The sequence below is a fragment of the Sporosarcina sp. P13 genome, assembly GCF_002743055.1.
Classification (GTDB): Bacteria; Bacillota; Bacilli; order Bacillales_A; family Planococcaceae; genus Sporosarcina.
The window spans coordinates 42,114-66,117 of sequence record NZ_PDYM01000008.1; the positions used below are offsets into that span (position 1 = coordinate 42,114).

Sequence of the window (24,004 nt, forward strand, 5' to 3'; positions counted from 1 at the left end):
ATTCAGGGTGGATTATTCCGGTTTGCAGCGTAAATTTCGGGTCACCGAACAAATATTTAGCCATTTATCTTTTCTATTCAAAAACGAGCCACCTGAGTTTCCCCAAATGGCTCGTTGTCGTTTATACAGTGTGAAAATTAGTTCCGTCTGTTGTTTCTGCAACGATGCCAGCACGGATGACAAAGTCACCGAAGCGCTCACCATCATTACGTTCTTTCGCATAACGCTTCAATATCGGTCCTAGCTCAGCTAAAATCTCTGCCTCACCAATATTCTCACGATAGATTTTACTTAGACGTTGTCCGGTAAAACCGCCACCCAAGTACATGTTATACTTACCTGGACCTTTTCCGATAAAGCCAAGTTCCGCTATTGCAGGACGTGCACAGCCATTCGGGCAGCCTGTCATGCGCGTGATGATTTCTTGTTCACGCAGACCTGCATCGTCGAGTAAGCCTTCGATCTTTGTGATCAATGAAGGTAAATAACGCTCTGCTTCAGCCATCGCCAAGCCGCACGTCGGTAACGCTACACAAGCCATTGAATTACGGCGTAGTGCTGATTGTTCCGAAGCATTCTCTAAATCGTAACGAGCGATAATCTCTTCGACTTTCTTCTTATTAGCGGCCGTCACATCACCAAGTACTAAGTTTTGATTCGGACTTAAGCGGAAATCACCCGTATGAATTTCTGCAATTTCACGCAACGCTGTCATCAACTTATAGTTTTCCGTATCCCGAACGCGTCCATTCTCTATAAAGAACGTATAATTCCAGCGATTATTTATTGCTTCTACCCAACCATAGCGGTCCCCGTTATGATCAAAGTGATACGGACGAGCTTCTTCTAGTTCCCATCCTAGACGGCTGTGAAGTTCTTCCACTAACCAATCCAACCCACGTGAATCGATTGTGTACTTAAAACGTGCATATTTTCGTACAGATCGGTTACCATTATCACGCTGAATCATCATTAAATGTTTTGCCACTTCAACGACTTGATTGGCTGGAATATATCCAATTGAACGTGCAAGTTGAGGATACGTTTGCTCATCCCCATGTGCCATCCCCATTCCACCACCTACTACTACGTTAAAGCCAACTAGTTTTTTCTCTTCAGCAATAGCAATTAAACCAATATCTTGCGAGAAGACATCTATATCATTCATTGGAGGGACTGCGATACCGATTTTGAACTTTCTTGGCAAATACGTTGCACCGTAGACCGGCTCTACTTCTACGCCTTCCGTACTATCAATTACTTTTTCTTCATCCAGCCATATTTCATGGTAAGCATTCGTCTGCGGCAATAAATCTTCACTTAGTCGCTTTGACCACTCGTAGACTTCCGCATGAATGGTTGTTTCATTTGGATTCGGGCTACACATTATATTTCGGTTGACGTCACCACAAGCCGCAATTGAATCCAATAAAGCATCGTTCATTTCCTGGATATTCTTTTTCATATTCCACTTCAAAATCCCATGCATCTGGAATGCTTGACGTGTCGTTAACTTTAGTGTGCCATTACCATATTTATGTGCTAATTCATCCATAACAAGCCATTGTTTCGGTGTTGCGATACCAGCTGGTGTCCGCACGCGTATCATGAACTGATACGCTGGCTCTAGTTTTTGACGCTGTCGCTCTGTCCGTAAATCACGATCATCTTGCAAGTAACTACCGTGGAATTTCATCAGACGGTTATCGTCATCAGGAATTCCCGAACTTAATGAATCGGCCATCGTCTCAATCAAATTCCCACGCAGGTAATCACTTTCAATTTTAATTTCTTCTACATCACTTGGTGGTCCATCCTGTATGTGGACCGGCTTAGTCGTTGAACTCATTTCAGCAATCCCCTTTCCAGTGGTTCAATATACGTCTCGTTGATATCGCTTGTCTTGAATTAATTGTGTTATGAACTGCTCCGCTTCTTCAAGTGACTTGCCGCCTTCTTGTTGTAGAATTTCTAGCAATGTCGCATGAACGTCTTTCGCCATGTTTTGCTCGTCTCCACAAACGTAGATCGTTGCACCATCTACAATCCATTGATAAAGTTCTGAACTCGCTTGCTTCATCCGGTGTTGCACATAGACCTTTTCATCAGTATCACGAGAGAATGCTACATCAAGACGTGTCAACGCACCGTCCTTCACATAGTTCTGCCACTCCGTTTGATAGTAGAAATCTGTTACATAGTGCTGTTCACCAAAGAATAGCCAGGACTTACCTTCTGCCCCTGTTTCACTACGCTCTTCAATGAATGATCGGAATGGTGCAATACCTGTTCCTGGACCAATCATGATGATCGGCGTTTCGGCATTTTCCGGTAGACGGAAGTTATCATTTTTATGAATATAAATCGGTAATGTATCACCCGGCTTAAGGTTTTCTGCACATTGGATAGAGCAAACGCCTTGACGGTCACGCCCATGCGCTTCATAACGCACGACACCTATAGTTAGATGCACTTCTTCGGGATTTGCTTCTAAACTGCTTGCGATAGAATACAATCTTGCAGGTAGCTTGCGTAAAATCCCTACAAACTGCTGCTCAGAAGCGGACAAAGGGCCGAAATCAGTCAGTGCATCTAGTACATCACGACCATCAATATACGCGCGTAACTCCTCGATATTTGCTGGATCCACTAATTGTTTCAGTTGTTCCGATTTTGAGTAATTTGATAATTTTTCAAGCAATGGTTTTGTCAATACTGTTATTTCAAAATGATTCAATAATGCGATACGTAACGCCCGACGCTCACCTTGCGTATTAATTTCTACAGTTTCTTCAGGGTTCCATCTCCCCTCTCCTATAATCGCATCAACTAACTCGGAATTATTTTCAGGAAAAATCCCCACACTGTCTCCTGGTTGATACGTTAACCCTGAGCCTTCCAATGAAAGTTCCAAGTGACGAGTCTCTTTATTGGATCCACGACCATTTAAGTTAATATTCTCCAAAACTTCCGCTTTAAACGGATTCGTTCGTGAGTATTGTGAAGAAGATGTACTCTCAACAGCTACAGTTGCCGCTGCGGATTGACCGCCTGTTTGAATTTGTAGTGATACTTCTACTGCTGCTAGCCATTGCGCTGCCGGCTCATCGTAATCTAAATCACAATCAACGCGTGGAGCTAGTGACGTTGCGCCAAGTTCTGATAGTTTCTGATCGAAATCAGCACCTGTCTTACAGAAAAACTCATATGAACTATCTCCAAGTGCAAGTACGGAATAATGCAGATGATCCAGCTTTGGTGCACGACGGCCATGTAGGAATTCATATAATGGAAGCGCTGTGTCAGGTGGATCTCCTTCTCCATGCGTACTAACAACTAATAATAAATGCTCAATTTTCTTCAATGTATTCGGTTTGAAATCACTCATAGATTGAATAGTTACCTCAAAGGACTGCTCCTTCAACTTCGCAGCTGCACGTTCAGCTACTCCTTGCCCATTTCCTGTTTGTGAACCATACAAAATTGTAATTTCTTTTACCGAAGTTGGTACTTCTATCACTGGACGTTCTAGCACAGCGACATCTGCACTCGGTGACGACGAAGCCCCCGCACTGACGGCTGTCAAATATCCACTTAGCCAACTTTGCTGTGATTTTGTAATACCAGGTAGCAGACGATTGAGCAATTCCACTTGTTCTTCACTAAACGGACTGTTCGTCACTTGTAACGCCATATTCATCACCCTCGCAAACTATTTTAGTATTCTCTTTTATTATCGTTTCATCAACAGCCGCCTGGCGAGCTTTGACGACAACTATGTTAAAGATGATTTCATTGTATTATGATTAATCCTATTAGTCAAGTAGGTTTTTAATTGTATAGGATTATTCACATACTCTTTTGACAGTTCAATAATTAGATAAAAACGGCAGATAGCGGACGTTACCTTCCATCATTTCACGGTCATTACCGATGGTTACCGATTGGAGAACAGTGGATATCATAAAGGCCGCAACGACACTTAACAGAAGAACTGTTACCGCACCTATAAATCCTCATTTACGTTTTTATTGATGATTAGCAGTGTTAAAAACGAGAGGAACGCCATAATAATAAGCAATACTTCTAATTCCTGTTGTTTCCAAACAGATTCAAATTCTTTTAAAGAATCAATCGCTACCGTATCGTTTCCAAGACAGCATCACTAATAGAAATATAAGGGTCACTATCGTTCGTTTTAGCAATCACTGGATGGATCGGTAGCAAGAGTAAAGTCAAGTAGAATTTAAAGGATAGTAAAAAAATTTACCGGAATCTTTATTCCAACTAATTTCCGACTAGAAAAATGGTATTATAGTTGTAACATTACGCGATATATCTCGACTACTAAGTAAAGATATGAAAGGAGGGCTTTAAGTGAAAAGAAAGATTAGCAAGCCGCAGTATACATTTCTAGAAAACGAGTTCAAATTTCTGCAGCAGCAAGGGAAAATGGAACATGAGGATGCTAAAGATATACTGGCTATTTACGAAACAAAAGAAGCAGCCAACTTTGTCAGAGTACTACTAGTCTTCGGAGCTATACTTGTAGGAATCGGTATATTAAGTTTCATCGCAGGCAACTGGGCTGGATTAACACCATTCTTTAAATTCGGATTAATTGTCATAGGGCTTATTCTATTTTACTTAGCTGGCTATAAGTTGGAGGTGAATTACGAAAAAACCGCCCGGAGTATGTACTATATCGGTGCCGCCATATACGGTGCAGGGATTTTTCTAATTGGCCAAAGTTTCCACCTCCAATATACAGTTTATACAGATTTTCTACTATGGGGTATCGGAATCTTACCACTTGCTTATTATTTAAGAGATCAGTTGGTAGCTGTATTCGCTAGTGCATTTTTGATTATCTACAGCTTCTCCGCATTCAGTGCTGACGGCGTCACTCCCTATTGGTTACTTCTATTGATTCCTGCATTGTTTTGGATGAATGAAAAGAGACTTGGAAAAAAAGGTTCTTTATTCATCATGGGAGTTTTACTAGCTACAGCTTTTATCGTCAACTTATTAGAATCATTTGGAGTAGACGAATGGATTTCCATGTTGCTTGTGTTTGTAGGCGGTGTACTGCTTGCGTTATTCCCATTCAAACAATACAAACATGAATCTACTTGGATCGGTTCCATCCTTTTCGGCATCACAGGTATCATGCTAACATTCCCATTTTCATGGAGAGAATTGCCGATTGAAAATACCGCACCTTATATTTTCACCGCCCTATTCGTGATCCTGTTGATTTACTTCTTGAAGAAAGATAGTTTACCTGCCATTCTTATCACATGTGCGTTAATCTACCGATACTATGCAGATATAACATATGACTTTATGCCAAAATCTCTATTCTTCATCATCGGCGGATTGTTATTTATCGGATTTGGTTTCTGGTTTGAAAAATCTCGGCGAGAGACGGTGAAGCGTCATGAAGAATAAACGAAATCTTTTTCTTATCGCGCTGATTGTCCCCATCATACTTCTCGTATCGATGACATGGAAACCTTTGTGGACGTTGAATAAAGGGGAGACAATTTTATTGGAAACTATTCCTGTCGATCCCCGCGATATATTATACGGGGATTATGTCAGTTTACGGTTTGCAATAGAAGAGTTTGATAAAGAAGCAATCGACCCTTCACTATTAGAAGAGTTAACATCTAAAAACTCCGGTAATCTAACGGTCTATGCTGTTTTGGAACGTCAAGGTAGTGGAGATCTTTTCACCTTAAAAACTGTAACAGCGAATAAGCCGAATGAAGATCTATTCTTGAAGGGAACAATGTATTATTACGGAGAACCCTATGATGGTGACCAGACTATCTATTACGCAGACTTCCTCCCCGACCGCTTTTACGTGTCGGAGAATACAGGCATGGAGTTAGAAAAACTATCACAAAAAGGTCAGTTACTTGCACAAATGAAAGTCAAAGATGGTTTTGCTGTATTACAGGATATCCGTCCCAAATAAAATACTGATCCATACCAAACACTCTAGAAGCTTGTGCCGGCCTCTCATCTTCTAGAGTGTTTTTTATTCGTATTCAAATCCTTAATTATTCAACTAGTTCAAAAACTTGTTAGTAGGTATTTTCTCATGTTGTAATGAAACTGTAATTTCTTTTTATTATATGCACTATTCAAAACGCCTATTTTTGATTATAATTTAACTAATATATAAAAGGAGCTGTAGCCGACCTTGAAGCCTATATCAAAGCTAGCATCTAAGATTCTACTCGTAGTCCTTTTTGTCACGGCAATCGCTGCAGGAGTCACTTGGAACTATTTACAAGGAGCTGGTGGAAAAGAAATCTCTTTTGCAGAGATGGAAAAATTGATTGCTTCACATTCCGGTGACTCTTTGTTACTTAACGAAACAGCAGATGGAACACTTTCTGTCGCAATAGATAATCAAACGTTTATCACAATGGTTCGTCCACAGAGTACATTAGTGGATGATCTAGTGCAAAAATATAATATTTCTTATCAATATAAAACAGCTAGTTCAGCAAGTGGTTGGATCATTAGCGGTCTTTTGCTCGCTACTATGGTCGCCTTATTTATTCTTCACAAGAAAGGTAAACTAAATATTGGGGCATCGGGTATGAAACATCAAGCTTCTAAAGCAACACCACTACCCGATGTCACATTGAACGATATCGGTGGATTACCACCGGAAATGAAAGATGAAATCCTACAAACTTTGGAGATCTTCAAAAATCCTAAAACCGCTAAAGAAATGTCCATTGAATTACCTAAAGGTATTTTGTTGTATGGACCTCCCGGAACAGGTAAGACGCTATTAGCGCAAGCCATGGCAAAAGAAATCGGTGCCACATTCTACTCTTCAAGCGGCGCAGCTTTCACCGAATTATTTGTGGGTGTCGGAGCGTCACGAGTACGGACACTATTCCAAAATGCACGTAAACAAACACCAGCAGTTATCTTTATCGATGAAGTTGATGCGTTGGCGGGTAAACGGAAAGAACACGGCGGAGACGAAGCTGAAAAGACGTTAACGGAATTACTCGTGCAGTTAGACGGTGGCAAGGACAATGACGGGGTGTTATTTATTGCGGCAACGAATAGAAAAGATATGCTGGATGATGCATTCTTGCGTCCTGGGCGTATTGATTTCACGTTCAATGTTCAATTGCCAGATACAAAAGGTCGTCGAGAAATTATCGATATCCATACGAATGGTAAAACATTAGCACCAAATGTTGCCGCTTCGTTAGATATGTTAGCAGATAGCACTTCCGGATTTTCAGGTGCAGAAATCAGCGGATTATTTGAGACAGCTAGCCGTCGTGCAATTCGTGAAGGCCGTAAACTGATCGAGAAGCATGATTTAGATTTCGCTATTGATCGCACAATCCTTGGAAATACTGCACGAACATTGAATGATCAAGAGACAAAGCGTCGTGTCGCTATTCATGAATCAGGTCACGCACTCATCGCAGCTATCACTAAACCAGGCTCCGTGAGAAAAGCTACAATCATCCCAAGAGGTCAAGCGCTTGGCTACGTTGCCCCTATTCAAAAAGAGCTACACTTATCGACTGCCAGTGAACTACTCGATCAAGTCAGCATGATCTTAGCAGGCGGAATTGCCGAGCGTCTTTATTTAGGTGAGCATAGTATTGGTGTTGGTGGCGACGTGGAGCAAGCAAAAGACATTCTAGAACGCATGGTCAATACTGGTCTCTTCCAGGACGGATTTTCACTAATCTTCAACAAAGTCGAAAAAGAAGAGAAAATGCAAATGCTCTTTAACCAAGCGGCTAAAAAGACTGAGACATTGATCACAGAAAATGCATATCAATTTGAAGAACTAGTTAATGCGCTATATAAGGAAGAAACACTAGAAGGCACAGAGGTACAACGGATTGTGGAGTTACCTACTCCTAAAGAAGCAGTAGTATTTATCTGATGAAATATGAAACAGACAAACTGTTAATAAATAACCCATCTTCTTGCCAGGTATAATTTCAGAAATTCTGGGCATGGTATAATAAAGGAGGTGGGTCAATTGGCAAAAGACGTATTATGCGAAGTAACGAACTGTAACTTTTGGGAATCGGGTAATAAATGTAGTGCAGAAGAAATTAGAGTCGTAACAAGAAAAGGTAAAAAAGCGAGAGACTCTGCTGAAACAGATTGTGAAACGTTCGTTCCTAAAGTCTGATCCACCGATAGACAGCCAAGCAATGATGCTTGGCTGTCTTTTACTTAAGTGCAGGTCGTCGCCTCATAACTTCCCAGTTAACTGCGATGACACTCAAAATAGCGACTAGACCACCAATCGTGGATAAACCACTTGGTAACTCTTGCAGCCACACCCAAGCGACTAAAATCGCCACAACAGGCTCTATGTAAAGTAGACTCGAAACTGCTCCTGCATCCGCAATCGATAATGCTGTAGACCACGTGACATAGGCAATCGTCGCAGGAATTACACCCATATATACAGTAGCTATCGTTGCTTCAAGCGTAGCCCCTTGAATTTCACCAATTAAATCTGGTGCGAAGTACAGGAATGGTAATGTACCAGCCCAAGTAAAATAGGCTGTCAGTTCAATCGGTGTATAGTGTGTAAATAAAGGCTTTTGAAATACAAAGAAGAATGAAGTCGCTATAACAGCCACTAAGATAAACCATGCACCAACAGACACTTCTACAGCATCATCCGCACTTCCAATCGTGATCAATGCAACGCCAGCCAAGCCGATAGCCATACCAATCCAACCAAGCGGACTCAGTCGTTCCTTCAAAAAGATCACTGCTATAATTGATGTAAAAATCGGTACTGTTGCGATAAACAAGCCCGCCGTGCCAGCAGACACAGTCTGTTCACCATACGTCAAACCAAAATGGTAGATACTAATACCTGTCCAACCTAACAATATAATCTTCCAAATATCGCGCCAAGCGGGAAAACGAATTTTCGTTCCCGGCCAAAGCGCATATAAAATAAATACTAATGACGCGACCATAAAACGTGTTAATACTAAATGTCCTGGAGAATATCCTCCAAGCAAACTAACACGAATAGCCGCAAAACTTGAACCCCATGCAACGACTGTAAATAATCCTAAATATAATGCTTTCCTATTCATAAACAACCTGCCTCTATCTCTAAATACTTTCTATCTGTAGAAGCAAAATTACTTCAGTTTAAAAGTAGCCGTACAATGTGCTACCATTTCATTATTTTCATTAAACAGTTTTCCTTCTACTAACGCTGTGCTACGACTTCGGTTGATGACAGACGCTTTTGAATAGACCGCTTCTTGAACAACGGGCTTTAGAAATTGTGTCGCCATCTGAATAGTCATGACGTCACTTGTACCAAGTGACCTACATAACATACCCATTGTCGTATCTAAAACTGACATATACATTCCACCATGAATAGTACCACGCACATTATCATATTCTGGACGGTACGGTAAATATAATTCTACATCGCCCTCTTCTAACTTTTGCGTTTGCAAGCCTGCAAACTTCCAAAATGGACTCGTCTCAAAATCCTGTCGTACGTTCTCTAAATAGCCAACTGTTGTCTCGCTCATTCAATTACCTCCAAAAGATTATCATATTTACTTTATACCATATCGTAATCACGTTCACAGGACAATTTATTGCGACGTGATTCGTTTACACTACCGCCATTCTTTTTAATATTTTTAAAGGAAAAAGGTTTGTTTTTTTGTCCATTTCATTTATAATGAAGACAATTTCATAAGTTTTTTAATTTAGGAAGAGTAAGACTGTGAGCATTTCGTCAACCCAATCACCTGTTATGTAATGGACTAGAGGTATTTCCTCTACACGTTTATATACAAGCGAACAGAGTAAAGGTCTCTCTCCAATCTGTCATGTTTGTGTATCTGCATGTCGATTGGAGTGAGACTTTTTTATGCCAATAAAGTTTTAAGATAATAAGAAGAAAGGACGGATGTTAAGGTTGGAAAATAAGCTGAAGCTCTACGGCTTTAACAACCTCACAAAAACTCTTAGCTTCAACATTTATGATGTGAGCTATGCGAAAAGTCGACGAGAGCAAAGTGAGTATATCGCCTATATAGATGAGCAATATAATTCAGAACGATTAACAAAGATTTTATATGATGTCACCGAGATGATTGGAGCACATGTACTAAACGTCAGTAAGCAAGATTATGATCCACAAGGGGCAAGCGTGACTTTGATGATTTCAGAGGAAAAGTTCCCTGCCTCCCAGATTGACCCATCTTGTAATCAAGGCGCGATACCCTTTATACCTGAGAAAGATTCTGTCGTTAGTCATTTAGATAAAAGTCATGTGACCGTTCATACGTACCCAGAATACCATCCAGATAACTCCATTGCGACGTTTCGAGTGGACATAGATGTTTCGACCTGTGGGGAAATATCACCATTGAATGCACTCGATTATTTAATCGGAAGTTTTGACTCGGATATTATTACAGCTGATTATCGTGTTCGTGGCTTTACACGAGCGGTTGACGGAAGAAAGTTATTTATGGATCATGCGATGACGTCGATTCAAGATTTCATTGATCAGAGAACGTTGGAGAAATATGATGCGATTGACGTCAACGTCTATCAAGCAAATATTTTCCACACGAAGATGCTTATTAAAGAAATTGACTTACAGGATTATTTATTCAATAAAGATGTATCAGAACTTCCACCGAAGGAACGGCTTCAAATCTCTCATAATTTACGAAAAGAGATGATTGAAATCTTTAGCGGTTCCAATGTCTATGAAAATGAGTGAGGAGATAACCGTGACACTATCCCAACATCGCGTTCCAATTATGGAAGCATTGCAACACTATCAAAAAGCCCGCGTTGTTCCGTTTGATGTGCCTGGACATAAGCATGGTCGTGGTAATAAGGATCTTGCCAATTTCCTTGGCGAAGCCTGTCTGCACCATGATGTAAATTCCATGAAACCGCTCGATAACTTATGTCACCCGGTTTCTGTCATTCGTGAAGCAGAAGAGTTGGCCGCTGACGCATTTGGCGCTAAGCACGCATTTCTTTTGGTCAATGGAACCACTTCAGCAGTCCAGGCGATGGTCATGACAGCCTGTAAAGCAGGCGAGAAAATCATCATGCCGCGCAATGTGCACCGCAGTGCGATTAACGCATTAATTCTCAGCGGTGCTGTACCTGTCTATGTCAATCCCGGTGTCCAAGAAGAATTAGGTATTCCGCTTGGTATGTCGGTTGATGAGGTCAAAAAAGCCATACTAGATCATCCCGACGCGAAAGCAATTCTGATTAATAATCCTACGTATTACGGAATCTGTTCCAACTTGCAGGCGATTACTGATCTAGCACATAACCATGGAATGCTCGTTTTAGTGGACGAAGCACATGGAACCCATTTTTATTTCAATGACCAGCTACCTGCTTCTGCCATGTCTGTAGGTGCAGACATGGCTTCTATTAGTATGCACAAATCTGGTGGGTCGCTAACGCAAAGCTCTTTTTTATTAATTAACAACGAAGTAAGTGAAGGCTATACACGCCAAATTATTAACTTGACACAAACAACTAGTGGCTCTTACTTGCTTATGTCTTCTCTAGACATTTCCCGTAAGAACCTCGCGTTGCACGGTCAAGAAATTTTCGATAAGGTCATTAAGATGGCACAATATACACGTGACGAAATCAATAAAATCGATGGCTACTATGCGTATTCCAAAGAACTAATTAATGGAGATACCGTTTTTGATTTTGATGAATCAAAACTATCGATTCATACACGTCAAATGGGGCTTGCCGGCATTGAAGTATACGATATTCTGCGTGATGAATATGATATCCAAATCGAATTTGGAGATGTAGCCAATATACTTGCCTATATTTCCGTTGGAGACCGAACGCTCGACTTAGAACGTCTTGTCGCTGCTTTAGCGGAAATCAAACGCCGCTATAAAAAAGATCCAGGTTCGTTATTTGATCATGAATATATTAATCCTGAAATTGTCCAAACACCGCAGCAAGCATTTTATGCAGAGAAAGAAATCTTACACTTATCCGAATCTGCAGACCGTGTAGCCAGTGAATTTGTCATGTGTTATCCACCCGGCATTCCAATTGTCGCACCCGGTGAACGCATCACAAAAGAAATCATCGACTACATTGACTACTGCAAGGACAAGGGTTGTTTCTTAACAGGTACAGAAGATCCGCAAGTCGAATATATCAACGTTGTAAGGGAGGCTGACCGATGAATCTTTGGTATACCGAAGATCATTCACCACATGTTCGTTTTTCTATTCAAGTAGAAGAACATCTCTACACAGGTACTAGTGAATTCCAAAAGATCGATGTCTTACAAACGGTGGAATTCGGCAAGATTCTAATACTCGATGGCTATGTCATGGTGACAGAAAAAGACGAATTCATCTACCATGACATGATTGTTCACGTTCCTATGGCGACAAATCCTGCTATCGAAAAAGTCCTTGTGATTGGTGCAGGTGACGGCGGAACCGTTCGCGAACTAACACGATATCCATCAATCAAACAAATCGATATGGTAGAAATCGATCAGCAAGTAGTCGAAGTTTGTCAGAAGTACTTACAACAAACTGCTTGTCAGCTGACAGATCCTCGAGTAAATTTATATTTCGAAGATGGCTTGAAGTTCGTACGCCAGCAAGAAAACGCGTACGACTTAATTATTGTCGATTCGACAGATCCATTCGGTCCGGGAGAAGGTTTATTCACAAAAGAGTTTTACGGCAATTGTTATAAAGCGTTGCATGATGACGGTATTTTAGTGAATCAACATGAAAGTCCATTCTACGCAGAAGATGCACTTGGTATGCAGCGTGCGCATAAAAGCATTATGGGCTTCTTCCCGGTTTCTAAAGTCTATCAAGCGCATATCCCGACCTATCCTTCGGGTCACTGGCTATTTGGATTTGCATCGAAGAAATATGATCCCGTTGAAGATCTAGATGCTGACAAATGGAATGCGCTCGGCTTGAAGACGAAATACTATAATCCCAAACTTCATGTCGGTTCGTTCGCATTGCCGAACTATGTAAAGGAGCTATTAATTCATGCTGAATAAAAATATCGAAACATTCCTCGGCTTTGAAGCAGACTATGACGATGCATCACTTGTCGTTTTCGGCGCACCTTTTGATTCCACAACATCGTTTCGACCGGGTACACGTTTCGCAAGTAAAGTGATGCGCAGCGAATCATTCGGACTCGAGACATATAGTCCTTATCAAGACGCAGATTTAACGGATTACGTTTTATTTGACGGTGGCGATTTGGAACTGAGTTTCGGTAATACGGAGCGTGCGCTAGAGCAAATTGAACAGTTTGCTACTCAAATTTTAGGAGATGAGAAAATCCCTTGTATGATCGGCGGAGAGCATCTTGTTACATTAGGAGCTGTTCGTGCGGCCGCGAAAAAGTATCCTGATTTGCATGTCATTCAGTTTGATGCGCATACTGATTTGCGAGATGATTATTTAGACCAACGTCTGTCCCACGCAACTGTAATCCGTAGAATTTGGGATTTGCTTGGGGATGGTAAGATTTATCAATACGGTATTCGTTCAGGTGATCGACCTGAATTCGAATGGGCTGCTAAACAACATGTTTTCATGAATAAGTTTAATTTTGACGGACTTGAAAACACAGTGGCGAAGTTACAAGGTAAACCTGTCTATTTGACGATTGATCTGGATGTCCTTGATCCTTCCGTATTTCCTGGCACTGGAACCCCGGAAGCAGGCGGTGTTAGCTTTTTAGAACTACTGCAAGCCATTCTCACCGTCAGCGGTTTGAATATAGTTGCTTGTGACATTAATGAATTGTCCCCTGTCTATGATCAAAGCGGTGTCTCAACCGCTGTTGCTTGTAAAGTGTTACGCGAATTAACAATTGCACTTAATAAAAAATAATAATCGGTGGTGTTCTTTAATGGGAAAAGCGTTAATTATCGGAGCTGGCGGAGTCGCTAGTGTTGTTGTGCATAAATGTTGTCAAGTACCGGATGTGTTCGAAGAAATATGTATCGCAAGCCGGACGAAATCAAAATGTGATGCCTTGAAAGAAAAGTTAGATGGCGGACGTACAAAAATCCAAACGGCACAAGTCGACGCGGATAACGTAGCCGAGTTAGTTGCATTAATAAATGAATTCAAGCCAGATATCGTCATCAATGTCGCACTACCTTACCAAGATTTAACGATTATGGATGCTTGTCTTGAGACAAGAGTAGACTATATGGATACAGCGAACTACGAACCCCTTGACACCGCGAAATTTGAATATAAATGGCAGTGGGCGTATAAAGAAAAGTTTGAAGAAGCAGGCATTACTGCATTGCTTGGTAGCGGATTTGATCCTGGTGTCACTGGTGTATTTTCAGCTTATGCACTGAAGCATTACTTCGATGAAATTCATTCGATTGATATTGTCGATGCAAACGCAGGAGATCACGGCTATCCGTTCGCAACAAACTTTAATCCTGAAATCAATATCCGTGAAATTACAGCAAACGGACGTTATTGGGAAAATGGCGAGTTTGTTGAAACACAGCCGCTTGAAATGAAACGTGTCTATGATTTACCTGAAATCGGCCCTAAAGATGTCTACTTGTTATACCATGAAGAATTAGAGTCGTTAGCTAAAAACATTACAGGTATCAAGAAAATCCGTTTCTGGATGACTTTCTCTGAAAAGTATTTGACTCACTTACGCGTCCTTGAAAACGTCGGTATGACATCTATCGAGCCGATCGATTTCGAAGGTCAGCAAATCGTTCCACTACAATTCCTTAAAGCCGTACTACCTGACCCAGCTTCTTTAGGACCACGTACAAAAGGAAAAACGAACATCGGCTGTATCTATCAAGGAATAAAAGACGGAGAACCAAAAACATATTATGTTTATAATGTTTGTGATCACCAAGAATGTTATCGTGAAGTCGGTTCACAAGCGATTTCTTATACAACGGGTGTTCCAGCAATGATTGGTGCGATGATGATACTAACAGGCAAGTGGAAAAAACCAGGTGTCTTCAATATTGAAGAATTTGATCCAGATCCATTCATGGAAGCTTTGAATAAACATGGATTACCTTGGCATGAAGATTTCAATCCTACTTTGATTGACTGAGGAGATTATTATGAACTTTGATGTACAAGCAGTTCCTTCACCTAGTTATGTAGTCGATGAGCAATTACTCATCGATAATTTAGAAAAAATGAAATATGTTATCGATCAAACAGGATGTAAGATCCTACTGGCTCAAAAAGGTTTTTCTATGTTTGAAGTGTATCCGTTAATCGGCCAATATCTTCATGGCGTTACATCTAGCGGCTTGCTTGAAGCAAGACTCGGCTATGAAGAAATGGGCAAGGAAGTTCATACGTATACGCCCGCTTTTCATGAAGATGAGTTTGACGAAATCCTTCGCTTATCCGACCATTTAGTATTTAATTCATTCGCGCAATGGAACAAATTTAAAGATCGTGTACAGTCGAATGAAAAATCCGTTGAATGCGGTATTCGGATTAATCCAGAATACTCCGAAATCGAAGTAGATATGTATAACCCGTGCTTTTCCTATTCAAGATTCGGTGTCACATTGGAGAACTTTGAACCAGATCAACTAGAAGGAATTAGTGGATTACATTTCCATACGTTGTGCGAGCAAAACTCGGATACACTATGGCGGACCATCCAAATTATCGACGAAGAGTTCGGACCCTATTTACAGCAAATGAAATGGATTAACTTCGGTGGCGGACATCATATTACTCGCTCTGATTATGATATCGAAACTTTAATTCGCTCCATTCGTTTTATGCAAGATAAGTATGGTCTAGAAGTTTACTTGGAACCAGGCGAAGCGGTTGCCCTCAATACAGGATTCCTCGTCGCAACAGTGCTAGATACTATGCATAATGGTATGGATATTGCGATAGTGGATACATCGGCTTCTTGCCATATGCCAGACGTACTGGAGATGCCATACCGTCCAGAAATTATCAATGCGGGTATGCCAAACGAAAAAGCCTACACGTATCGACTTGGTGGACCGACTTGTCTAGCAGGTGACGTCATTGGTGATTATTCATTTAATGCACCATTGGAGCCCGGTGACCGTCTTGTGTTTTGCGATATGGCACACTATTCAATGGTGAAAAACAATACGTTTAACGGTGTGAATTTGCCATCTATCGTCCTTCATACCGCCGATCAACAAATTAAAGTTGTAAAACAATTTGGCTATGAAGATTTCAAACAACGTCTATCCTAATAAAAGCCGATTCGCATCTAGATGCGAATCGGTCTTTTGTAATTATAGCAAGAAAAATCCAATGCCCATAATCAAGTATGCGGCGAATAGTGTCAGCCCTTCAAACCAGTTCGATTCGCCATCATGGCAAATATTAACGACTAAGAGCGTGGCGGTAATCATGGCGATGAGCTCTGGCCATGTGAATATGAGCGGCATCGCTTGCGGCATCATAAGAGAAATCAATACGAGCACCGGTGCAACAAACATCGCTACTTGTAAAGTTGAGCCAATTGCAATCTCAACGGAAACATCCATTTTATTTTTCATTGCCATCGTAATCGCAGATGAGTGCTCTGCTGCATTTCCTACAACTGCTACAATGATGACACCGATAAATAGCTCCGTCCATCCAAACCTTTCACCTAATGTACCAAAGGTGTGCACAAGCTTTTCAGAAACAAACGCTACTGCTACCGTGGATAACAATAACACGAGCAAAGCTTTCTTTTTCGTCCATTCAGGTACCTCTTCTGTTTCATGATTATCGGAGCCGAAGACCCCCCGATGAGTAAATAGTTTAAACAAAAGACCTGCCAAATAGAGAAGAATTAGTATTATTGAGATACCGATACTTAGATTCAGCTGCGTTCGCGTATCCATTGTCACCGAAAATACTTCCGGTATTACAAAAGCTACGATGACCGCAAAAATCAGTAACGCGGAGTTATAGCGTGCGTCATAGATACTGAAATTTTGGCGCTTATGTTTCAGTCCCCCGGCAAAAAACGATAAACCAAGCACCAGAAGTAAGTTCCCCAAAACTGAACCTGTCAAAGAAGCTAATACAATTCCAATCAATCCAGCTTTCAACGTAAATATAGAAATAATAAGTTCGACTGCATTACCAAACGTTGCGTTTAGCAAACCACCGATTCGCGGCCCACTAACAATAGCCAAGCTCTCCGTTGCTCTACCGATGAATGCAGCTAAAGCAATGATGCTAATACAAGCAAGTGCAAAAATCCATAAGTCTGACCACTTTAAATAGGAACCGATCAAAACTAATGGTACACCTATAAATGCCAAGGCAGTAAATACTTTATTCAGTTCCTCCACCTCATTTCTACTTATTTTGTTATATCCTTCCCCATTTTTCTAACGAACAAACTGTCAAGATAAAAAAGACTGTAGCCTATAGGCACAGTCTTAAATTTACGAATGATTAACTAGTCACCCTATACTTATCTTCTCCCCCAAATTGAACTTCCTTCTACGAATTCCGGAGCCGGTATACCTAATAATTCATATACACTCGGTGCGATATCTATCATTGATATTCGCTCGGATAATTCACCGGTCTTAACCTTTGGACCATATGCGTAAAGAATTGGACGCAATCTCGGCCTCGTTGGATCTCCCCCATGACTGCCTAATTCCTCGGTTGGCTCGATAGCTGTCCTTGCATCTTTCCCCATTAAATACCCCGATGCTGCTGATAAATATATATCTCCACTATTATCATTAGCCATCCCATCATATTCCGGCATTCCTTTCTCCCATACTTTCTCATATGGTTGGAAACTTGACTGAGAATGCGTAGAGAATTTAGGCACAAGCGGATAGCTGTAGGCAAAATCCTTCTTCCCTAACAACAAGCGGAATGCAGGTACACCAGTATCTGATGGATTAAAAGAAAAGCTTGAGAATAGTGTAGAGTCTTTAAATATCTCTACAATTTGACTCTTCACTGCTTCAAATTCTTCAGGTTTCACAATTCCCCTTTTCTCTCGACCTTTCAAATTCACATATATGTGCGCAATCGTTCCACTCGCCTCTGCATACGCTTTTGTTTTTGAAGCATCAATAGTTCCATTTTCATTTTTCACAAGCAGGCCGGCCTCTTCTAGCACCTTATTTGGTGAGAGTCTTGTATGAATCGGCTCCACACCATGATCTGATACAATTAATAAATGATCATTTGGAGTCAATGCACTGTTAATCCTCCCAATCGCTTGATCAGCTTGTTGAAATGCCCATCTGACATAGCCTTCATTTTTATTGAAGGTTTTCATATCAAACCCAGGTTGCGCTGGATCAATCAACAAAAAGTTATGCAACTCATTATCTAAATGGGGATAATAGTAAAATAATAAATCTGGTGTGTACTGTTCTTTAATAAATAGACTGACTTCCGTAACCCAATCCGTGAAACGTTCACTTACTTGTTCATACTCTTTTCTTGTGATGTCCCCTTCTTTAAAAGCATCTATCTCATCTGGAGACGGATAAAATCCAAATTCAGATGAAATAGTTTCAGCAAATCCATCTGGACCTTTATAAATACTTCCCATTACCGTCCCTTGGAATAACTTAAGTGTCTCTAAATTATCAACATCTCCTTTAAGTTTCACATAAAACCCCGTACTTTCCGTGTCTGGAAGATCGAGGTCCACAGCAATCCAATCTTTTGTGGAAACTTGCTGTCCCAGTTCTTTTTTATCTGTGGATAGATAAATAGCTGGTTCCTTTTCGTCAGTTACTAATACATATAATTCTTTAGAAGGTATATTTTTTATATTCAAGGCAATGACAGCTTCCTTAACCCCAACGCCACCAGACGATAAAGTTTCTATACGCTGATCATCAATCGATGTGAATTTCAAATCATGCAACTTTGCATCAGCTAGCGTTCCGCCAGAATACACGGCGTACGTAGCTGCTGAAGCATTATCCGGATTGGAGTCTGGGAAAGCTACAGTAGCAGTTACTTTCCCTTGGTTTCTAGCTTCTTTCCAAATCGGAGTTACGCCTAATGTCTGAGAGAATCCACTTTGATCATCCTTTACCTTTTCTCCTGTAGAGTGAAAGCTATTGCTAACGATTCCAGTCTTTGCAGGTCCCGCGCCAGTAGCCATCGCTGCATGAGAAGGAGCGGTCAACGAAGGTGTGACCGTAATAAAATTCGTCGCGTAAGCAGATTTTCTCTCTAGTTCTTCAAGGTTCTTCATAACTCCTTTATTTTTATAACGTTGCGTATCCATATAGCCCATCCCATCGAATGAAACCACACTAATTGTGCCAGTAGATTCTATAGCGTATACAGATTCGTCTATTGCACTACTACTCATAAGAATCAAAATAATGGTGATTATCATTTTTTTTATCATACCAGCATCCCTCGCTTTGTAGCACTATTCCCCTGAAGAAAATAAGGTAAACTTACAAACTAGCTATGATAAAAATAGAGATAGTTTACTGGTTCTTTTGACTCGTTTCATAAATCATTTACAATATTAGTTACAATTTATTCGATTCTTCATTATCCAAAGCTGCTATCGGCCGTTCGATAGTCGGTACGGTTGGCTCTTACTAGATAATGGTCAATTATCTGTTATGAGCACACCAAACCAAGATACACCGTTGAAAAATCATAAAACGCCATTACTTGTCATCGATGTTTAGGAACATGCCTATTATTTAGGATACAAAAATCGTCGTCCTGAGTTCGTTCAACATTGGTGGCATACAGTAGACTGGGACGTTGTCAATGAACGTTTCCTACAGGCTCATAAATCAGTGGTGGATTAATTTTCTTTCTCTTTCTTTCTAGTTTTATCCTACATTCCAATTTAGGGCTGCATGATCTGCGGAAACAGATTACATGCAGCCCACCTTTTTTATTTACTTTTTATCGTTCAAAGTTGCAAGGCAATTTGATCACTTGGATGTCCTTCTAACCACGCGATACTCTTGCTGAATAATTCATCTTCAAATGAATAACTAGAAAAAGTATGATCTGCACTTTCAATATATTGAGCGTAAACGGCTGCTGTATGCGCTCTTTTATTAAACGAATTACTATAACGTACAGCATGTTCTTTTGGAATTTGTTCATCTGCTTTTGCATGAATAATATGTGCAGGCCCAGTGTATGAACGAACTGCTTCAAGTGGCTGATGTGTTTTCAAGTCTTGGATAAACGTTTTGCTAATCATAAATCCTAGATAGTCGTGCTGACCTTCTTTAGAGATTTCACGAACCGCTTTCGGCCCGAGAATACCCGTAATATCTTCATATGGTGTGCCTACCGGAGACCACAAAAGTAGATGCTTCACGCGCGAATCCTTTGCCGCTGTTAATGATGCGACTGCACCACCTAGACTGTGGCCTATCAACGTCACACGATCTTCATCAATTTCATGTATTAGACTTAGGTAATCTATTACGTCTTTCACTTCCCGTAACTGTTTCGTTACCGTGACGTCTCCGTAATCCCCATCACTTTCCCCACAGCCACTAAAGTCAAACCGGAATACCCCATAGCCACGCTCTGTAAAATAGCGTGCGGCTTTTACAAACAGACGATGTTCTCCTACTTTGCTCCCGACGAATCCATGAATAAGTATGATCAATGGTATTTTTGTTTTCGTATATTCAGGAAGATGCAAGGCGCCAGATAAGTTATTTTCTCCAGAACGGATCGTTATATTTTTCTGCATTGCCATTCTCCTCTTTATAATATATTATTCCAACATGTTTAATAGGTATTATACAATTGAAATTATTAGATGTCAAATGTACGGTAATTTCATTAAAAAACATAAATAGAAATTTCTACTTGATAATCTGTTCGTGATGTACGCTACAGGAGGGAGGCTTTCTAGAGGGCGTCCGCCTTGAACGCAGTGAAATGGTATACTTTCAACTCCCTAACTCTTTTGTTTCAAAACAAAAAGACTCCCATAAAATGAGAGTCTCACAGTTATTGAACAATACCTAATGTATTTAAGAATACGATAATAATCGTTAAAGGAACGGCCCACTTCATCAATAGATGCCATAAAGGATAGAAACTTGTTGATTGGGGGCTCATTAATGTAAATTCCTCACGTACCAGCACTTGATCCATTTTCCGTATGATAAAAACAGCGATCATTAGACAGCCTGTCGGTAGTAAGATATTACTGACCAAAAAATCCGTGGCGTCAAAAACACTTTTACCGAAAATGGTAAAGCTAGATAATGTACTCGACGATAGTGCGGATGGTATCGCCGCAATAAACACAACGAGTCCGATAATCCACGTAACGGCTTTTCTAGATCGTTTTCCGCTAGCGGTCAGTGCCGCCACGATAATCTCATACAAACTGAATGAAGACGTCAAGGTCGCAAATAAGAACAATATTAGGAACAATGCCAAAAATACTTGTCCGAATGGTAGCTGAGAAAATACTGCTGGCAATACCATGAATAATAGTTCAGGACCTGCAGCTGGCTCTTGACCAAATGCAAAGACTGCTGGGAAAATAGCTAGTCCTGCTAATAATGAAACGAACAAATTCATTCCAACAACTGAAGAGGCTGATGACGTAAGGCTAACATCTCTTTTTAAATACGAACTATAGGTGACCATACAAGAAAAACCGACAGCTAGTGAAAAGAAAGATTGACCTAGTGCATAAAGAACAGATTCTCTTGTAATACTAGAAAAGTCTGGTTTCAAGAAAAATGATACACCTTCCATTGCACCTGTTAATGTTAACGAACGTACGACTAAAATAATGAAAAAGATAAATAGCAAAGGCATCATATATTTATTCGCTTTCTCGATACCGTTTTGAACGCCTGATGAAACAACTAAAACGTTAATAATCGTAAATAACAATAAACCGATTAATGTTGTTACTGATGAACCTACGACCGAACCAAATTGCTCAGAATAGGAGGCTCCTTCACTGATAATCTTTCCTTGTACCGCTAGGCCGCTATATACGAAAACCCATCCACCTACGACACTATAGAATGACAGCAATAAGAAACAACCTGCCACGCCCAATCTACCGATCCAAGGCCACGCACTATCAGGGGCTAGCTTTTTATAGGCACTCACTGCTTCCTTACCAGCACCACGTCCAATAATGAATTCTGATATTAGCATGGGCAAACCGATTAAAATTGTAAAGACTACGAATAGAAGGAAAAATGCTCCTCCGCCACTCATCCCGGTTACATAAGGAAACTTCCAGATAGCCCCAAGACCGATTGCTGCACCTGCTGATGACATGATAAACCCAAGCTTTGATGACCATTGTTCTTTCCGTTGATCCACAGTCTCACCTACTTCCTTTCATTTCTACTAATTACAGTTATACTGTACTCTTTCAGTAGAAACAAGAGGATTTTCATCTATTCTACATTCATGCGTGTGAATACTATCAAATTCACTCAGAATCCACCTGATCAGTACGTTGACTCGCTCGTGCTTCTCCTCCTTTTCGACCAATCGACTCATAAAATTCTTTATCGTACTTTTCCGATGTTGCACGTCCACCTTTTCGACCAATCTCCTTATAAAATTCAGTACTATGTTTTTGAGCTGTAGCCTCTCCACCTTTACGTCCTATTTGTTCATAAAACTCTCGATTATGCTTTTTTGAAGTTGCTTGTCCTCCTTTACGTCCCGCCTCTTCTAATGTCATTCTCTTTTCGTTGTTTTTGGAACCTTTTTTATTCGTCATATATATTCTTCCTCCTAGTATTTTTATTTACTAGCTTGTTAGTGAGCTTAGTGCTTATATTCCCAATTCGCTACACACTAAACAATTTGCCAATTTATCAACGTGTTTTAACAACAGATATTCTATTGTGAATTGAAGCGTATATTCCCATACCATTAGACCAACCTAACAAGAACTTCATGTCAGAAAGGAGTGGAACTATGGGACGCGATGACAATAAGACTGGTAGCAATAATTCTGGTTCTTTACCACAGACACCAAAGAATCAAAAAATTGCTCCAAAAGATATGAGAGAAGAGATGGCAAAAGAATTAGCGGAGTTACGAAAACAACCTAAAAATCCAGGAAGAAAAAATTCTTAAATTCATGGCTAACGTGAAGCGAATGATTAAAAGGCAGTGAAGGGTTTTTACCCTTCACTGCCTTTTCAATTCACTTTCACTTCTTCAACGGATCTAGTTCATCAATTAACTTCTCTAAACGTTCATCCCATTGCTCAAGTAACGTATTCCAAACTCTTGTATAATAACGATCCTCGGTACGGTTATAGACGTAAAACTCTACACAAGGAATGTATTGGCTTTCCATAGTCATAGGAATACCTATTTTATCTATTACGATTTGTAGTGAACCTTCTGCCTCTTCTACACCTGCCTGAAGAAGTGCAGTTCGTAATTGTTCTTTTGGTAGATCCTCTGCTCCATTCTGTTGCTTCGTAGCTAGTCGAAAGGGCTTGAGTTTTTCATTTCTAGGTCCTTCACCGTATTGGCTCAAGATGGAATCATGATAGGAACTATAATAAAAATTTGTGTCTTTTTTTTTCGCCGGATGTTCATAGATACCTGATTGAAGTTGCTCTATTCCTACTTTCGTCAGCCGATAGATGCGTTTTCTCTGCTCAATCATATTAGTTACTTCCATCCTGGTGAATAAATCCTCTACAAATAAAGGCTCTACGGCCAAAAACTCCGCAATCATCTTCGGCTTAGAAACTTCTAATTTTTGCACCGTCAATAAAATCATCTTCATCAAAATATCCATCGTCGTTCGTTTAATCGTCGTATAAGGTATTTTGACGAGGTCGATAGGCAACCCCCAACTATCAGATTGTTGTATTTGGATATCTGTTTGTTGCTGTATCTCTCGCTGTAGCTTTTTCCGAAGAGAGTCCATACAC

General features: G+C 40.4%; 21 protein-coding genes and 1 pseudogene. 12 read left to right on the forward strand and 10 right to left on the reverse strand.

What is annotated here, in order from left to right; translation table 11 throughout:
• Positions 1 to 121: 121 nt before the first annotated feature.
• Both cysI and CSV79_RS06155 read right to left on the reverse strand, forming a co-directional pair.
• Entirely contained in the window at positions 122 to 1,849 is a 1,728-nt protein-coding gene (gene cysI, locus CSV79_RS06150; RefSeq protein ID WP_099688166.1) for an assimilatory sulfite reductase (NADPH) hemoprotein subunit, read from the reverse strand.
• Positions 1,850 to 1,873: 24 nt separating this feature from the next.
• Positions 1,874 to 3,694: an assimilatory sulfite reductase (NADPH) flavoprotein subunit gene (locus CSV79_RS06155; protein ID WP_099688167.1), complete on the reverse strand. Its 1,821-nt coding sequence runs from the start codon at positions 3,692 to 3,694 to the stop codon at positions 1,874 to 1,876.
• A gap of 683 nt (positions 3,695 to 4,377) precedes the next feature.
• Between CSV79_RS06155 and CSV79_RS06160 the strand changes: the two genes are divergently transcribed.
• The 4 genes from CSV79_RS06160 (at position 4,378) to CSV79_RS06175 (ending at position 8,200) form a co-directional block, all read left to right on the forward strand.
• Complete coding sequence (locus tag CSV79_RS06160) at positions 4,378 to 5,451, forward strand: DUF2157 domain-containing protein (RefSeq protein WP_099688168.1); 1,074 nt, start codon at positions 4,378 to 4,380, stop codon at positions 5,449 to 5,451.
• On the forward strand, positions 5,441 to 5,983 hold the full coding sequence (locus tag CSV79_RS06165) for a GDYXXLXY domain-containing protein (RefSeq protein ID WP_099688169.1): 543 nt from the start codon (positions 5,441 to 5,443) through the stop codon (positions 5,981 to 5,983). Before CSV79_RS06160 ends, CSV79_RS06165 begins: the two co-directional genes overlap by 11 nt.
• A gap of 228 nt (positions 5,984 to 6,211) precedes the next feature.
• Positions 6,212 to 7,945 carry an AAA family ATPase gene (locus CSV79_RS06170; protein ID WP_099688170.1) on the forward strand — a complete coding sequence of 578 codons (1,734 nt, stop codon included), beginning with the start codon at positions 6,212 to 6,214 and terminating at the stop codon, positions 7,943 to 7,945.
• A gap of 90 nt (positions 7,946 to 8,035) precedes the next feature.
• Positions 8,036 to 8,200 carry a DUF1540 domain-containing protein gene (locus tag CSV79_RS06175; protein WP_369824927.1) on the forward strand — a complete coding sequence of 55 codons (165 nt, stop codon included), beginning with the start codon at positions 8,036 to 8,038 and terminating at the stop codon, positions 8,198 to 8,200.
• A gap of 40 nt (positions 8,201 to 8,240) precedes the next feature.
• Here CSV79_RS06175 and CSV79_RS06180 read toward each other — a convergent pair whose 3' ends face one another.
• Together CSV79_RS06180 and CSV79_RS06185 are read right to left on the reverse strand one after the other, a co-directional pair.
• Entirely contained in the window at positions 8,241 to 9,131 is an 891-nt protein-coding gene (locus CSV79_RS06180; protein WP_099688172.1) for a DMT family transporter, read from the reverse strand.
• Between the two features lie 48 nt (positions 9,132 to 9,179).
• Entirely contained in the window at positions 9,180 to 9,587 is a 408-nt protein-coding gene (locus CSV79_RS06185) for a PaaI family thioesterase (protein WP_099688173.1), read from the reverse strand.
• Between the two features lie 386 nt (positions 9,588 to 9,973).
• Here CSV79_RS06185 and speD point away from each other — a divergent pair, with 386 nt between their 5' ends.
• The 6 genes from speD to nspC are packed head-to-tail and all read left to right on the forward strand — an operon-like array spanning position 9,974 to position 16,327.
• Positions 9,974 to 10,798 carry an adenosylmethionine decarboxylase gene (gene speD, locus CSV79_RS06190; RefSeq protein ID WP_099688174.1) on the forward strand — a complete coding sequence of 275 codons (825 nt, stop codon included), beginning with the start codon at positions 9,974 to 9,976 and terminating at the stop codon, positions 10,796 to 10,798.
• On the forward strand, positions 10,779 to 12,266 hold the full coding sequence (locus CSV79_RS06195; RefSeq protein ID WP_099688175.1) for an aminotransferase class I/II-fold pyridoxal phosphate-dependent enzyme: 1,488 nt from the start codon (positions 10,779 to 10,781) through the stop codon (positions 12,264 to 12,266). Before speD ends, CSV79_RS06195 begins: the two co-directional genes overlap by 20 nt.
• The gene (gene speE / locus CSV79_RS06200; RefSeq protein WP_099688176.1) at positions 12,263 to 13,114 is read left to right on the forward strand and encodes a polyamine aminopropyltransferase; all 852 of its coding nucleotides are present in this window, start codon (positions 12,263 to 12,265) and stop codon (positions 13,112 to 13,114) included. The genes CSV79_RS06195 and speE overlap by 4 nt, the downstream gene beginning before the upstream one ends.
• Positions 13,104 to 13,961, forward strand: coding sequence for an agmatinase (speB, locus tag CSV79_RS06205; RefSeq protein ID WP_199171876.1), 858 nt, complete (start codon positions 13,104 to 13,106; stop codon positions 13,959 to 13,961). Before speE ends, speB begins: the two co-directional genes overlap by 11 nt.
• Positions 13,962 to 13,980: 19 nt before the next feature.
• Entirely contained in the window at positions 13,981 to 15,180 is a 1,200-nt protein-coding gene (locus tag CSV79_RS06210) for a saccharopine dehydrogenase family protein (RefSeq protein WP_099688177.1), read from the forward strand.
• Between the two features lie 10 nt (positions 15,181 to 15,190).
• A complete protein-coding gene (gene nspC, locus CSV79_RS06215) occupies positions 15,191 to 16,327 on the forward strand; it encodes a carboxynorspermidine decarboxylase (protein ID WP_199171877.1) in 1,137 nt (378 codons plus the stop codon).
• Positions 16,328 to 16,369: 42 nt separating this feature from the next.
• On the opposite strand, the gene cax is transcribed toward nspC, so the two are convergent.
• Together cax and CSV79_RS06225 are read right to left on the reverse strand one after the other, a co-directional pair.
• Positions 16,370 to 17,416, reverse strand: coding sequence for a calcium/proton exchanger (gene cax, locus CSV79_RS06220; RefSeq protein WP_099688215.1), 1,047 nt, complete (start codon positions 17,414 to 17,416; stop codon positions 16,370 to 16,372).
• Positions 17,417 to 17,550: 134 nt separating this feature from the next.
• Complete coding sequence (locus CSV79_RS06225) at positions 17,551 to 19,476, reverse strand: alkaline phosphatase family protein (RefSeq protein ID WP_099688178.1); 1,926 nt, start codon at positions 19,474 to 19,476, stop codon at positions 17,551 to 17,553.
• A gap of 149 nt (positions 19,477 to 19,625) precedes the next feature.
• Here CSV79_RS06225 and CSV79_RS06230 point away from each other — a divergent pair.
• Positions 19,626 to 19,897 (forward strand): annotated as a pseudogene (locus CSV79_RS06230) (Fe-Mn family superoxide dismutase); the annotation flags it as partial.
• Positions 19,898 to 20,004: 107 nt separating this feature from the next.
• Here the strand turns inward: CSV79_RS06230 and CSV79_RS06235 are convergent.
• The 3 genes from CSV79_RS06235 to CSV79_RS06245 all read right to left on the reverse strand — a co-directional run bounded on the left by CSV79_RS06235 (position 20,005) and on the right by CSV79_RS06245 (position 22,827).
• Positions 20,005 to 20,808, reverse strand: coding sequence for an alpha/beta hydrolase family protein (locus tag CSV79_RS06235; protein WP_158232480.1), 804 nt, complete (start codon positions 20,806 to 20,808; stop codon positions 20,005 to 20,007).
• Positions 20,809 to 21,071: 263 nt separating this feature from the next.
• Entirely contained in the window at positions 21,072 to 22,418 is a 1,347-nt protein-coding gene (locus CSV79_RS06240; RefSeq protein ID WP_099688180.1) for a sodium-dependent transporter, read from the reverse strand.
• Positions 22,419 to 22,530: 112 nt separating this feature from the next.
• On the reverse strand, positions 22,531 to 22,827 hold the full coding sequence (locus CSV79_RS06245; RefSeq protein ID WP_099688181.1) for a con-10 family general stress protein: 297 nt from the start codon (positions 22,825 to 22,827) through the stop codon (positions 22,531 to 22,533).
• A 200-nt stretch (positions 22,828 to 23,027) separates the two neighbouring features.
• On the opposite strand from CSV79_RS06245, the gene CSV79_RS16985 reads away from it, so the two are divergent.
• Positions 23,028 to 23,189 (forward strand): hypothetical protein, encoded by a 162-nt coding sequence (locus CSV79_RS16985; protein ID WP_199171878.1) that lies wholly within the window; start codon positions 23,028 to 23,030, stop codon positions 23,187 to 23,189.
• Between the two features lie 76 nt (positions 23,190 to 23,265).
• Here CSV79_RS16985 and CSV79_RS06250 read toward each other — a convergent pair whose 3' ends face one another.
• Positions 23,266 to 24,000 carry a hypothetical protein gene (locus CSV79_RS06250; RefSeq protein WP_099688182.1) on the reverse strand — a complete coding sequence of 245 codons (735 nt, stop codon included), beginning with the start codon at positions 23,998 to 24,000 and terminating at the stop codon, positions 23,266 to 23,268.
• Positions 24,001 to 24,004: the final 4 nt, after the last annotated feature.

Coding starts and splice junctions, on each gene's coding strand:
- CSV79_RS06185 (WP_099688173.1), bottom strand. CDS start 9,587: ATGAGCGAGACAACAGTTGGCTATTTAGAGAACGTACGACAGGATTTT.
- CSV79_RS06245 (WP_099688181.1), bottom strand. CDS start 22,827: ATGACGAATAAAAAAGGTTCCAAAAACAACGAAAAGAGAATGACATTA.
- CSV79_RS06250 (WP_099688182.1), bottom strand. CDS start 24,000: ATGGACTCTCTTCGGAAAAAGCTACAGCGAGAGATACAGCAACAAACA.
- CSV79_RS06180 (WP_099688172.1), bottom strand. CDS start 9,131: ATGAATAGGAAAGCATTATATTTAGGATTATTTACAGTCGTTGCATGG.
- CSV79_RS06225 (WP_099688178.1), bottom strand. CDS start 19,476: ATGATAAAAAAAATGATAATCACCATTATTTTGATTCTTATGAGTAGT.
- speB (WP_199171876.1), top strand. CDS start 13,104: ATGCTGAATAAAAATATCGAAACATTCCTCGGCTTTGAAGCAGACTAT.
- nspC (WP_199171877.1), top strand. CDS start 15,191: ATGAACTTTGATGTACAAGCAGTTCCTTCACCTAGTTATGTAGTCGAT.
- CSV79_RS06235 (WP_158232480.1), bottom strand. CDS start 20,808: ATGCAGAAAAATATAACGATCCGTTCTGGAGAAAATAACTTATCTGGC.
- CSV79_RS16985 (WP_199171878.1), top strand. CDS start 23,028: ATGGGACGCGATGACAATAAGACTGGTAGCAATAATTCTGGTTCTTTA.
- speD (WP_099688174.1), top strand. CDS start 9,974: ATGTTAAGGTTGGAAAATAAGCTGAAGCTCTACGGCTTTAACAACCTC.
- CSV79_RS06155 (WP_099688167.1), bottom strand. CDS start 3,694: ATGGCGTTACAAGTGACGAACAGTCCGTTTAGTGAAGAACAAGTGGAA.
- CSV79_RS06165 (WP_099688169.1), top strand. CDS start 5,441: ATGAAGAATAAACGAAATCTTTTTCTTATCGCGCTGATTGTCCCCATC.
- cysI (WP_099688166.1), bottom strand. CDS start 1,849: ATGAGTTCAACGACTAAGCCGGTCCACATACAGGATGGACCACCAAGT.
- speE (WP_099688176.1), top strand. CDS start 12,263: ATGAATCTTTGGTATACCGAAGATCATTCACCACATGTTCGTTTTTCT.
- CSV79_RS06210 (WP_099688177.1), top strand. CDS start 13,981: ATGGGAAAAGCGTTAATTATCGGAGCTGGCGGAGTCGCTAGTGTTGTT.
- CSV79_RS06195 (WP_099688175.1), top strand. CDS start 10,779: ATGTCTATGAAAATGAGTGAGGAGATAACCGTGACACTATCCCAACAT.